We start from the raw sequence: 12,813 nt of genomic DNA on the forward strand, positions 1-12,813 counted from the left end.
GATGCGGGAGAAGGAGGAGAGAGAAACACATGCGGTCAGGACAAGTCATCTATCCATTTGAGCCTTGGACGGTAACGGAATCGTCATTTGATGTAGAGACGAATCAGCGGGATGAAACGGTATTTGCCGTTGGCAACGGTTATATCGGGATTCGCGGCAACTTCGAGGAGGGGTATGACGGCCCTCCGGGAACATCGTTGCACGGCACGTATCTGAACGGGTTTTACGATTCTTCTCCTATCGCCTACCCGAAGGCCCGGCATTATGGACATCCCCAGCTGCACCAGACGATGCTGAACGTGACGGACGGCAAAATTATCGAACTGTATGTGGACGGTGAGAAATTCAGTTTGTTCGCGGAGCGGATCAGCGATTACAGCCGCCGGCTGGACATGCGGAAAGGGACGGTCGTCCGGACGCAAGTGTGGGAAACGACGACGGGCAAACAGCTGCGCATTCGCATCGAGCGCTTTGCTGCCCTTAGCCGCAAGCATTTGGCAGCGATCCGTTATGAAGTGACACCGCTGAATTTCTCGGGAGAGATTCTGCTTGTGTCGGCGGTTGACGGGCGTGTGGCCAATCAGGCGGGGGGAGGTGACCCGCGTGCGGGCTCAGCCTTCAACGGGCAAGTGCTGCAGACGAAGGAATCGTATGAGCATCGGACGTTCTGTGCTTTGCTCCAATCGACGAGCATGACACATTTTGCGGTGCTGTGCGGCATCGAGCATGCTCTCAACCATGCTTACGAACTGGAAACGGTCGCGTTGGAGCAACGAATCGAGAAGCGCTTCCATGTACAGGCCGAGGAGAACGGCACCGTCGTCCTGGATAAATTCATAACTTACTTTACCTCCAAGGATGATCCGGAGGAGAAGCTGCTGCAGCTGGCCACGGATGAGCTGGAGGCTGCCATGACGATGGGATATGCCGAGTTGGCCGCCTCGCAACAAGCCTTCTTGGATGAGTATTGGAAGACCGCAGACATCCTGGTGCAGGGGGACGCCGAGCTGCAGCAGGCGCTGCGCTTCAACGCTTACCATCTGCTGCAATCCGTTGGACGGGACGGCCGGACCAACATCGGGGCGAAAGGCATCACAGGCGAAGGCTACGACGGTCACTATTTCTGGGATACGGAAACCTATATGCTCCCGTATTTCCTGTACATTCAACCGGAGATTGCCAAGCAGCTGCTAAAATACCGGCATTACATTCTCCCTAAGGCCAAAGAACGGGCCCGGGAAATGGGCGAACAAGGTGCCCTTTACGCCTGGCGGACGATCGGCGGGGAGGAGACCTCGGCATACCCGTCCGCCAGCACGGCTCAAATCCATATCAATGCGGACATTTGCTATGCGTTGAAGAAGTACGTGGAAGTGACGGGAGACAAACCCTTCTTGTATGAGGAAGGGGCGGAAATCTTATTTGAAACGTCGCGTTACTTTGCTGGGGCGGGGGCGTGGATCGAAGGCCGCGGCTTCTGCTTTACCGGCGTAACCGGGCCGGATGAATATACAACGGTCATCGATAACAATACCTATACGAATCTGATGATCAAGGATCAGCTCGAATTTGCGGTGCGAGTTGCGACGGCATTGCGGGAGGAACGTCCGGAGCGCTGGGCGGAGCTGGTTGCTACCATGGGGATCAGTGAGGAAGAAGTGAACCGGTGGAACGAAGCGGCGGCCGGCATCTACATCCATCGCCAGAACGGGTTGATCGGGCAGGACGATTCCTTCCTGAATAAGCCGGTGTGGGACTTTGCAGCAACGCCAAAAGAGCACTACCCGCTGATGATGCACTATCATAGCTTGCGGATCAACCGCCACCAAGTCCTGAAGCAAGCAGACTTGGTTATGGCGATGTATACCCAAAGCCAGCGGTTTACGATGTGGGAGAAGCAGCGGAACTATAACTATTATGAGCCGCTGACAACGCATGACTCCTCCTTGTCCACCTGTATCCACGGGATCATTGGCGCGGAGCTCGGCTATATGGACAAAGCTTATGACTTCTTCCAGCAAACGGCTCGCGTCGATCTGGACGATTATCATCTTAACGTCAAGGACGGGATCCATACCGCTTCGATGGCTGGCAGCCGGCTGATGATCGTCGACGGCTTCGCCGGGATGCGGCAGGTGGAGGGGGAGCTGCATTTTGCACCAAACATCCCTGATCAATGGACGAGCTATGCGTTTAACTTGCGGGTGGCAGGCAGCATGTTGTCCGTTCAGGTGACGAAGGACAAAACCATCTACAGGCTGGTTGAAGGCAGCCCGCTGACGATCTGCCATTTGGGCAAGCGAGTTGAGATCGACGGCGAAGTTGCGCTGCCCAACCGGGAGCTGGAGGCGGTGATCTTCGATTTGGACGGAGTTCTGACCGATACGGCTGAATTTCATTACGAGGCATGGCTGGAATTGGCCAATGAACTGGGGATTCCATTTGATAAGGAGTACAATGAAAACCTGAAGGGCGTTGACCGCCGAACCTCGCTCGAATTTCTACTGAAACGTTCGGACCGCATCTATTCGGAAGCCGATAAAGAGCGATTCATGCAGCGCAAGAACGAGCGATACCAGGAGCTGATCCGCCGCATCCGTCCAGAGCATCTGCTCCCGGGGATCAAGGAACTGCTGGAGGAGCTGAAGGCTCGCGGCATCCGCATGGCCGTCGCATCGGCAAGCCGCAACGCCCCGGCTATTCTGCAATCGCTGGGCATTACCGGCTACTTCGACGAGATCGTAGATGCCGGCCTTCTGGAACGGGGCAAACCCGATCCGGAAATCTTCCTGCGCGCAGCCGAGGCGCTGGGCGTTCCGCCGAGAAATTGTCTCGGCATCGAGGATGCATACTCCGGCATCGCCGCGATCCGGGATGCCAATATGGTAGCCATCGGCATTGGCGACCCCGGGAATCTGGGCAATGCCCACCGAGTGCTCGAATCCACAGGGCTGCTCAACTTCGAACTATTATCCGATACGTATCATTCCATCACTCATTAACGAAAACCGGCATCCTCCTCGGGTGCCGGTTTTTTGTATAAACCCCGCCATACTGCGGAATCTTAAAGGAAAATGATTGAAATCGAGGGGATGTTTGTGAAGCGTTTCGAAAAAAAGCTGGACCGGGGACAGGCGACCCTGGATCTAGCTTCAAACGGGGCAACGGCAGAGCAACAATACAGAGAATGAGTTTAGCATCATGGGGCCGAAGCTTGGATTTGTGCTTTAGACAAGCGGTGATCCGCGCCGTCCCCTCTAGGATTTGAACCCGCCGGACAGGTGTTTCTCCGTCAGAATGGCCAGCATTTGGATGCCAACTTCGTTATGCCCGCCTTCGGGGATAATGAGGTCGGCATATTTTTTCGACGGCTCAATAAATGCTTCATGCATCGGCTTCACTGTTGCGAGGTACTGCTGGTGGATGGAATGGATCGAGCGGCCGCGTTCTTCCATGTCGCGCAGTACGCGCCGAAGGATGCGCACGTCGGAGTCAGTGTCCACGAACACCTTGATGTCGAGCATCTCCCGCAGCTTCTCGTCATACAGGACGAAGAGTCCCTCGACGATAATGATGTTATTGGGCAACAGCTTGATCGTCTTATCAGAACGGGTATGCTTCGTAAAATCGTACACCGGAGCATAGGCGGCTTGTCCGTTCTTGAGCTGGTTCAGATGCTCCACCAACAGCTCGTTATCGAAGGCGAAGGGATGGTCGTAGTTCGTCTTTTCCCGTTCGGCCATGCTGAGGTGCGATTGGTCTTTATAGTAGTTGTCTTGCGAAATAAACGTAACTTTATCGGTGTCCAGCTGGCCGATAACCGAGCGGGCCACCGTCGTTTTCCCGGACCCGGTGCCGCCGGCGATACCTATAATTAACATGAAATGAAATACCCTCCTAGAATGACATCCCTCTAAACGTTCCCGTTTAACATCTCAGTATTGTAGCATAGCCCGGGCATTTTTTCATCTTCATGCAGCTTGCTCAGGGTCCTTCATATTATGGCAATTTTGTGGCGGGATATCGATGTGTACTGTTGCTTATTTTTTCTCATAATTTCCTGTGGATTCGGTTTACAATAATGGTAAGTTCATGTCTATCAAATTCAAGTAAAGAGGTGCTGCTGCATGTGGCATACAAAAACCCGGGAGGCCGTCCTGCAAGAGCTGCAGGTGGATCCCGCTGCCGGACTGTCTTCGGAAGAAGCCGGGAAGCGCCTGTCTAAGTACGGGCCAAATCAGATTAAAGGCAAGCCGAAGCCGGGCTTATGGTCGCTCTTCTTCGCTCAGTTGAGGGATATGCTGATTTATGTGCTGCTGGCTGCCGCCATCGTTACGCTGATTGTCGGAGAATACATGGATGCCATCATCATCTTGGCTGTTGTCCTGTTGAACGCGATCATCGGAGTCATTCAGGAACAGAAAGCGGAGAAAGCGATTGAGGCGCTGCAGCAAATGACCACCCCCAAAACGCTGGTAAGGCGTGACGGCAATGTGAAGGAGATCGATTCCGGGGAAATCGTTCCGGGCGATATCGTGATCCTGGATGCCGGACGATTCGTCCCAGCCGACCTGAGGCTGCTTGACAGCGCCAACCTGCAAATTGAGGAATCCGCGCTGACCGGCGAGTCTGTACCGTCGGATAAAAATGCGGAGGATGTGCATCAAGAAGCGCAAACGCCCATCGGGGACCAGAGCAACATGGCGTTTATGTCTACGCTCGTAACGTATGGCCGCGGCGAAGGGGTTGTCGTCGGGACGGCGATGAATACGGAGATGGGCAAAATCGCCAAAATTTTGGACGAAGATACGCAGGACTTGACTCCGCTGCAGAAAAAGCTCGAAGAGCTCGGCAAAATGCTTGGCTACATCGCCATTGGCATCTGCGTCGTGATCTTCGTGATCGGCCTCATCCAGGGACGGGATTTGTTCGAGCTGTTCCTGACGGCGATCAGCCTGGCGGTCGCAGCGATTCCAGAAGGGCTGCCAGCGATCGTGGCGATTGTACTCGCGCTTGGCGTTACCCGCATGTCCCGCGTCAACGCTATCGTCAAGAAGCTGCCGGCCGTTGAAACGCTGGGTTCGGTGAACATCATCTGCTCGGACAAAACCGGAACCCTAACCCAGAATAAAATGACGGTCGTCAAGCATTTTACCGCGGAGCCCTTGGGCGACGAGGCGCCGATCGAAATGATCAAGACGTTCGTGTTGTGTTCCGATGCCACTTACGAGAACGGCCAAGGGACCGGCGACCCGACGGAGATTGCCTTAGTCGCTTTCGGCGAACAGCACGGACTTTCGAAGAAATCGCTGGAGGCCGAATACAAACGGATCTCCGAGAAGCCGTTTGATTCGGACCGCAAGCTGATGTCCACGCTTAACCAGACGCGGGAGGGCTATCGCGTCCATACGAAAGGGGCAATTGACCAGCTGCTGCGGATTTCGAACAGCGCCGTGGTGAACGGGGAGGTCGTGCCGCTGACGGAGGAGCTGAAGCAACGCTTCATTGCAGCCGCCGAAGCGATGTCGGACGACGCGCTCCGGGTGCTGGGCGCTGCCTATAAGGATACGGGCCGCATTCTGCCGCCGGAGGAAATGGAGCAGGATCTGACGATCCTTGGTTTCGTTGGCATGATCGATCCGCCGCGGTCCGAAGTGAAGGATTCGATCCGCGAGGCGAAAGCGGCGGGCATCACTCCGGTGATGATCACGGGCGACCATCGCAACACCGCTGTGGCCATCGCCAAAGAGCTGGAGATTGCCAGCTCCCTCGAGCAGAGCATGACCGGGGCGGAAATCGACGAGCTGTCGGAAGAGGCGTTTGCTGAGAAAATCAACGGCATCCGCGTATTTGCCCGCGTCTCGCCCGAGCATAAGGTGAAGATCGTCAAGGCCTTTAAGGCGAAGGGCAACATCGTCTCGATGACTGGGGATGGCGTCAACGACGCCCCTTCGCTGAAGACGGCGGACATCGGCGTGGCCATGGGGATTACCGGCACCGATGTGTCGAAGGGCGCCAGCGACATGATTCTGACCGACGATAATTTTACCACGATCGTCCAGGCGATTCGGGAAGGGCGGAACATCTACGCGAATATTCGCAAGACGGTGACGTTTCTACTGGCCTGCAATTTCGGGGAGATCGTGGCAATACTCGCTTCGATTCTGTTCTTCTGGCCGTTGCCGCTCCTAGCGACCCAGATCCTCTGGATCAATCTGGTCACCGATACGTTACCGGCGATTGCGCTGGGCGTTGATCCTGGCGAGAAGGACGTGATGAAGCGCAAGCCGCGCGATCCGAAGGAGAGCTTCTTTGCCGGGGGCGCGGCGTGGCAGGCGGTGCTTGGCGGGCTCTTGATCGGGTCGCTGACCTTGCTTGCATTTTACATAGGACTTCGCGAGCATGGGTATGGTTTGCGCTCCTTCGGCATTCCTGAGGATGTGATAACTTACGCGCGAACGATGGCCTTCGTCGTGCTGGCAGCGTCACAGTTGTTCTACGCTTTCTCGAAGCGTAGTGCGACCAAGTCGATCTTTACGATTGGTCTGTTCTCCAACCTGTTGCTCGTCGGAGCGGTTATCGCCGGATTGCTGCTGCAGTTCCTGTCGATCTCGATTCCGTTCCTGGCCGCAGCGTTTAAGGTGCAATATCTCAGCTTATCCGATTGGGGGCTCGTGATCCTATTGGCGTTAATCCCGCTGCTCTTGAATGAGATCATTAAGATCTTTATGCGGGCAGGTAAGGCGAGAGAGACCGCATAAATCTTCGGCTAAGTCTTAGATATGAGAATTTTGATAGAACAGAGGAGAATTTTGAATTCCCCTCCTGCCACGGTTTGATAGATGATACAAGTGAATAGACAAGAAGAACATAGGCCGCAGATGATTTGTCTGGCGGCCCTTGTTCGTTAGATCCAACCAAGGGGGGACAAAGATGGAGAATCAGGGGAAATCCTATGGAAAAGGAGCTAGAGGGCACGCGTTTTCGCTCGGCCGGAAGCTGACGGCGGCTTTTATCACGGTATCGCTGCTGGTGGGGGTCATTGCTGGAGTGGCCTACGTGTTCTTGAACCGGATGGATCAGAACTATTCCGAGCTGCTTGAGCAAAATACGGCGGCACGGGATCAAGCGGCCAAGCTGGAGATGGAGACGCAGCGTCAGAACAGTCTCTTGTTTAGTTATATCGTGGAGCCTTCGTCCGAGAAGGAACAGCTGTTGACGGGAGCCAATGATGAATTGAATAGGATCATCGGCCAAATCGTAAGCGCTTCCGAAGGTGAAGAGCAGGGGGCGGTTGCTTCCTCGTTATCGGAATCCAATGCGACGTTTGCTCGCTTGCTGACGAAGGTTCGCGATTACGTACAATCGGGAAAGCCGGATTTGGCGAAAGCGGAAGCGTTGATGTGGGCGATTCCGACATCGGATACGATGATTCAAGGGGCGAGTGAATTGCGGACGCTGCAGGAGAGCGCGCTTCAGGCGAAATTGGCCGAGTTCAAGAAAGAATCGGCGATCACTTTGTGGATTTTAGTGATATGCGGGGCCATCGCGATCCTCTTCGCCGTCTTGACCGGTGTCCTGTTGTCCCGGCAAATCGTCAAACCGATGCGAGTGATGGTGAAGGGGGCCCGCGAGCTGGCAGACGGCGATTTAACCCTTGCAGAGATCGCTGTGAGAAACCGCGATGAGATTGGGGAATTGGCGGCTGCGTTTAACCATATGAGACGAAGCTGGCAGGAGATGATCCGCAATCTGGGGCGGCATGCCGGACGCGTTGCAACATCGGCGGATCAGCTGCGGCACCAGTCGGAGCAGTTCCGTGCCTCCTCCGGGGAAATTTCGGACATCATGGGCCAAATTTCGTCCGGAAGCGAGGAGCAGGTGCAAAGTGTCGAGCTGGGCGTGGCCCAAGTGACGATGATGGCTGCCGGAGCCCGGGAGATGGCAGGCCTCGCGGATGACGCCCGCCAGGAATCGGAGGCGGCGGTGCAAGAAACGCGGGCCGGCGAGGACATCGTCGCGTCAGCAGCGGCGCAGATGGCGTCGATCCAGCGGCAGATGGACGAGCTGCGCGCCTTCATCGAGCGGCTGGGCGTTCGCTCCGGCCAAATTGCGGAGGCTGCTGAGCTGATTGCCGGGATCGCCAAGCAGACGCAGATGCTGTCGCTGAACGCCTCCATCGAGGCGGCGCGGGCCGGGGAAGCCGGTAAAGGGTTCGCCGTGGTCGCCGGCGAGGTGCGCAAGCTGTCGGCGGAGACCGGGGCGGCGGCTGCAGGTGTAGCCGAGATGCTCGAAGGCGTGCGCAGCGAGATGGAGCTTGTGATTGAGGCGGGGCAAGCTGGTTCGCAGGAGGTCGCGGCCGGTATTGCCACAGTTCAGCAGGCCGGCGAGGTGTTCACGAGCATCCGTCAGGCGGTCGAGCAGGTGGCCGGCCGAATCAGCCGGGTGACCGGGCAGGCCGAGCAATTGTACTCCCAATCGGATGCTGTGGTTCAGGCGATCGCCACGATCGATCGGGTTGCGCAGCAGACCGCCAGCGGCTCCCGCGAGGTCTACGCGCACACCGAGGAGCAATACGCCGGCGTTGAAGAAATGATGGCTTCGATGGAGGGGCTCAGTCAGTTGTCTGAGGAATTGCAGGCGATGATCGGCAAGTTTAAAGTGTAAGCAGCGATATACGTACGGAGAGTGGGACACCGCCGTATCTAGGGGAAATGAAAGACATCCCGCGGCCTACCGCGGGATGTTAATGGTTAGATCGTATAGCTCACCGCTTCGATCGTCTCTGCCTTGGCGACGGCTTCCTCCAGTGTCAGGCCGGTGAAGCTTTGCGCGGGGAAATAACGCCCGCTCTTCTGGTCGTCAACAAAAGCGCCCACCACGATGCCCGGAAGTACGCTTTCCACCGAATTCGGGGCATGCGGGCCGCCCAGATCGGTCCGGCACCAGCCCGGATCGCTTAAATTAATCATCACGTCCGTGCCTTCGAGACGGGAGGCGAGATCTTTGGTGAACTTGTCGAGCGCGGCTTTGCTTGCGGCGTAGCCGGCTTGCTCCGGTTCGTTTTTGATCCCGCTGGTTGTGTTGATGACCCGGCCGAAACCGCGTTCGATCATCTTGGGAATCAATCGGTTGCAGATCGTGACGATGGAGATGAAATTAATTTGGAAGCTCTGCTCGAAATCGGAGACTGGAGTCTGCCAATAATCGGTCCGGTAAGCGATTTGAACGGCGGCGTTATTAAATACGATGTCAACCGGCGTGCCTTTGGCTTCGATTTCATCCAGCATGGCGACAACTTCCTGTTGGTTTGACAGCTCAGCTTGTACAGAGTAGACCTGGACGCCCGATGCCCGGACTTCCTGCTCCAATTGCCGGGTATGCTCCAGCTCGCGGCTATGCAGAATCAAGTTGCAGCCTTGCTCGGCCATAAACTTCGCGATTTGATACCCTATCCCGCGGCTTGCTCCGGTAATGAGCGCCCATTTGCCTTTCACATCAACCATTCGGATCCCCTCCTGTGTGCTAAAAGATGCTCGGCTGATTTCCTAACCTATTTATTTTACTAGACTTGTAAGCGGTTTACTACCATTTAACATGAATTTGACTATGGTCAATTTGGACTATATATTGGACTATATAACGAAAATCACATGCAAGATTTGGAACTCAATGCCTATCTCGAGAATGGGAGGAGATACCTGGAGCGGATAAAAAAATGTGCCAGAGGATTTTGATTTTTACCATACTACAAATAAACCAGGTGATACTAAGATGAATCGAATTCGCAATATTTCTATCCGGACCCGAATCATGGTGCTTGTCTTCTTGGCCATGTTCGTCTCCAACACCGCTCTTATTGTAACCTTATCCTATAGCCAGAGTAATGATTTCTTTAAACTGATTACCCCCTCTTTGGTATTAAAGGCATTGATCATTTTTCTTATTTTCCAAGTGGTGTCTGCGTTTATCTCCGAAGCTTTTCTAGTTCGTCCGCTCAAAGAAGGCGCGAAGCTCGCTAATTCCATGGCCGAAAATGATTTATCCACCAAAATACATACGTTTCAGCAAGGGGAAGCCGGGCAAATGATCCGCTCGATTCAGAAGGCCAGAGATAACCTGAAGCATTTGATCGCATCCATCCAATCCTCCTCCGAACGAGTGACGCTGTCTTCGGAAGAGTTAAACCGCATCATTGAGCAGGCGAATGGGCAGGTGCACGAAATTAACGAAGGCATCAAGCATTTGTTATCCGTATTTACCCAAAATGCAGAAAGCATGAAGCAAACGGCGATTGCGATCTCCGAGATTACGAACCATTCGCAGACGACGGCAGAACTGACAAGCCGCATTGCGGAGCAAGCCCAATCGGTTATGCATTCCGCCGAAGGCGGGAAGCGTTCGGTGGAATCGATCGTGGAGGCGATTAACGAGCTCGCAGCGAATACGAAGCACGTTAACAGCGAGGTGCTTGGGCTTGAGGAACAAAGCCAGAAAATTACCGAGGTTATCAGCATCATTAAACAAATTTCAGAACAGACCCACCTGTTAGCCCTTAACGCGGCGATTGAAGCGGCCCGGGCCGGGGAAGAGGGAAGAGGGTTCGCAGTGGTAGCCGGACAAATCCGGAAATTAGCCGAGGATACGAACCGCTCCCTTCAGGAAATCAGCAGCTTAGTCGAGGATATGACGGTTCGCACTGGCAGCGTTGTGTCTGCGGTTGCCCAAACGGAAGAGAAGGTTCAGCAGGGTGTAACGCAATCGGAAAACGTGAAGCTCAATATCGAGCAAATCATCGACAATGTAGAGAACACCTTCGCCATGTTGAACGATATTTCCGATGGGGTCACCACGCAAGCAGCTGCGCTGGAGGAAATGACCGCAACGCTGGAGGATGTGAACACCACGATCGAGTCTGGCCTGCAAGTGTCCGGCGATATCCAAGATCAGCTTGGTACGCAGGAACGGATCTTCGGTGATATCGAGAAGACCTCCTGTAAGTTGGTAGAACTGTCCGAGAATATGAACGATTTGACGAAAGTGTTCAAACTATAAGAAATTAATAAAGTTTTTGATGAAAAAGAGCGTCTAATATAAGAGCCCTGCAATACACCCTCATTTTGGGTTGAGGGCATAAGACGCTGGGGCTTCCGACTAAGATGTGGCGTAAAACAAATAAATGCAGTCCGTTCTCCCTTAAGAGGCGGGCTGCATTTGTTCTTTCAGCTTTACCATTCGCTTCACGTTTACCACGAAAGCGGTAAGTACGGCTTGTATTCGCATGCGAAATAGACCACGGTATTTGGCCTTGGTCATCCCATGAAATCTTTTCAGTTCGGCATTCTTATGTTCAATGATCGGTCGGCGGCGAATGCGTTCTTTAAACGTATCACTGTTCTCAAATTCGATTTGTTCCTTGAAGTGCTCTGCCACCATCCGAATGGAATAGGTCTTGCTTTTCGCTCCCGGTTTCAAGCAACCTTCTCTAAGCGGGCAAGTCTTGCACCTCTCCGTATCGAAGTAAAAGACAAGTGAACGGCTTTCGCCACTTTTCTTGCTTCCTTGTACAGCTTTACGAATACAGTGCTCACCTGCCGGGCAAATCACGAAATCCGCATCCTTGTTGTATTCAAAGCCCTCTTGCCTTAGGCCCCCGTTATGTACAACTGGATTTAGTGGGACAACAGGCCGGATCTCTTTGGATTTCATCTCGGCTCAGTTATCTTTACCTGAATACGCGGTATCGGCAATGACTTCATCGACTTCAATTCCGGTTGCTAGCGATTGGTTCAAGAGCTCTTTGAATTGCTTTCCGTCCTCCGAGCTTCCTCCGGTAACGGTTACGGCAGTGATCATTTCCTCTTCGGTCATGGCAATGTGTTCTTTATAGCCGAAAAAGGACTTCGTACTGCTCTTCCAACCGAAACGCGCATCGGGGTCAATAGCCGACAAAATGCCTTTTTGGAACCAGTATTACAACTAAAGTTAAGCCGATTGAACAGGTAAGGGTTGGCGATCTGGTTCTTGCCAAGGATACAGAAACGGGAATCCAAGCTTACCAACCAGTTGAGAAACTCTTCAACAGCGAGTCTGAGGAAATATTTATTATAAAAATCGGCGATACACAGATTGATACTACTGGGAATCATCCTTTCTAGGTAAAAGGAAAAGGCTGGGTGCCAGCAGAGGATCTGCAACCGGGCGATCAATTGGAAACTGAGGACGGGGGACTTGTTTCGGTCGATGCCTTAAAGGTAAATTATAAAGACACGAAGGTTTATAACTTTACTGTAAGTGGTTTCCATACTTACTATATATCCGATTTGGGCATACTAACGCACAATCTTTTAGAAGTTTGCGAGATTCAAAATTATGCTAAAGTAAGCCCGAAAAGATTAACGACTAGAACCAGTGGTGGATCTTCCGCAATACTAGAGGCAGAAATTAAAAAGGCAACAGGAATGGACAAACCATATGGTTGGGCTGCTCATCATATTGTTCCTCATGGCGCATCAAATATTTACGCTAAGGAGTTGCAAGACATTATGAAAGGGGCTAAGATCGACCTGAACACTTCGGCTAACGGTGTTTATCTACCTAGAGAAAAAGGTGTTTCAACAACGGTAATTGATGGGCAGACTATGGCAACTCATAATGGTGGACATGCAATTAGTTACTATAGGTTTGTTTTGGAGAAGATTAGACCTGTAAAAAATGATCCCGATAAAATTCTTGAACAATTGGAATATATTAGAACAGAATTACTAAATGGACGGCTAAAATTAGGCAATTTAGATAATTGAGAAGGTGGCA

Annotated in this window: 7 protein-coding genes and 2 pseudogenes; 6 read left to right on the forward strand and 3 right to left on the reverse strand. The window is 53.2% G+C overall.

Translation table 11 applies throughout. The features are described from left to right. Positions 1-29 precede the first annotated feature (29 nt). Positions 30-3,002, forward strand: coding sequence for a beta-phosphoglucomutase (gene pgmB / locus NSQ80_RS01790; RefSeq protein WP_339301099.1), 2,973 nt, complete (start codon positions 30-32; stop codon positions 3,000-3,002). 255 nt (positions 3,003-3,257) lie between these two features. Here the strand turns inward: pgmB and udk are convergent, their stop codons facing one another. Beyond that, complete coding sequence (udk, locus tag NSQ80_RS01795) at positions 3,258-3,881, reverse strand: uridine kinase (RefSeq protein ID WP_009223817.1); 624 nt, start codon at positions 3,879-3,881, stop codon at positions 3,258-3,260. Positions 3,882-4,127: 246 nt separating this feature from the next. Between udk and NSQ80_RS01800 the strand changes: the two genes are divergently transcribed. Then, the gene (locus NSQ80_RS01800) at positions 4,128-6,761 is read left to right on the forward strand and encodes a calcium-translocating P-type ATPase, PMCA-type (RefSeq protein ID WP_339301102.1); all 2,634 of its coding nucleotides are present in this window, start codon (positions 4,128-4,130) and stop codon (positions 6,759-6,761) included. A gap of 172 nt (positions 6,762-6,933) precedes the next feature. After that, positions 6,934-8,667 carry a methyl-accepting chemotaxis protein gene (locus NSQ80_RS01805; protein ID WP_009223819.1) on the forward strand — a complete coding sequence of 578 codons (1,734 nt, stop codon included), beginning with the start codon at positions 6,934-6,936 and terminating at the stop codon, positions 8,665-8,667. 86 nt (positions 8,668-8,753) lie between these two features. Here the strand turns inward: NSQ80_RS01805 and NSQ80_RS01810 are convergent, their stop codons facing one another. After that, entirely contained in the window at positions 8,754-9,506 is a 753-nt protein-coding gene (locus NSQ80_RS01810; RefSeq protein ID WP_260070094.1) for an SDR family oxidoreductase, read from the reverse strand. A 268-nt stretch (positions 9,507-9,774) separates the two neighbouring features. Here NSQ80_RS01810 and NSQ80_RS01815 point away from each other — a divergent pair, with 268 nt between their 5' ends. After that, a complete protein-coding gene (locus NSQ80_RS01815; RefSeq protein WP_339301105.1) occupies positions 9,775-11,055 on the forward strand; it encodes a methyl-accepting chemotaxis protein in 1,281 nt (426 codons plus the stop codon). A gap of 141 nt (positions 11,056-11,196) precedes the next feature. Here NSQ80_RS01815 and NSQ80_RS01820 read toward each other — a convergent pair. After that, positions 11,197-11,964 (reverse strand): annotated as a pseudogene (locus NSQ80_RS01820) (transposase); the annotation flags it as partial. Positions 11,965-11,993: 29 nt separating this feature from the next. On the opposite strand from NSQ80_RS01820, the pseudogene NSQ80_RS01825 reads away from it, so the two are divergent. Together NSQ80_RS01825 and NSQ80_RS01830 are read left to right on the forward strand one after the other, a co-directional pair. Next, positions 11,994-12,332: pseudogene (locus tag NSQ80_RS01825) on the forward strand (polymorphic toxin-type HINT domain-containing protein); the annotation flags it as partial. Beyond that, complete coding sequence (locus tag NSQ80_RS01830) at positions 12,324-12,803, forward strand: AHH domain-containing protein (RefSeq protein ID WP_339302149.1); 480 nt, start codon at positions 12,324-12,326, stop codon at positions 12,801-12,803. The pseudogene NSQ80_RS01825 and the gene NSQ80_RS01830, both read left to right, overlap by 9 nt. Positions 12,804-12,813 lie beyond the last annotated feature (10 nt).

Origin of the sequence: Paenibacillus sp. FSL K6-2441 (assembly GCF_037964765.1) — a bacterium.
Taxonomy (GTDB): domain Bacteria; phylum Bacillota; class Bacilli; order Paenibacillales; family Paenibacillaceae; genus Fontibacillus; species Fontibacillus phoenicis.

What these genes read in the sequence shown, in the direction of transcription:
- NSQ80_RS01810 (WP_260070094.1), bottom strand. Translation starts at nt 9,506, where the DNA reads ATGGTTGATGTGAAAGGCAAATGGGCGCTCATTACCGGAGCAAGCCGC.
- NSQ80_RS01815 (WP_339301105.1), top strand. Translation starts at nt 9,775, where the DNA reads ATGAATCGAATTCGCAATATTTCTATCCGGACCCGAATCATGGTGCTT.
- pgmB (WP_339301099.1), top strand. Translation starts at nt 30, where the DNA reads ATGCGGTCAGGACAAGTCATCTATCCATTTGAGCCTTGGACGGTAACG.
- udk (WP_009223817.1), bottom strand. Translation starts at nt 3,881, where the DNA reads ATGTTAATTATAGGTATCGCCGGCGGCACCGGGTCCGGGAAAACGACG.
- NSQ80_RS01800 (WP_339301102.1), top strand. Translation starts at nt 4,128, where the DNA reads ATGTGGCATACAAAAACCCGGGAGGCCGTCCTGCAAGAGCTGCAGGTG.
- NSQ80_RS01805 (WP_009223819.1), top strand. Translation starts at nt 6,934, where the DNA reads ATGGAGAATCAGGGGAAATCCTATGGAAAAGGAGCTAGAGGGCACGCG.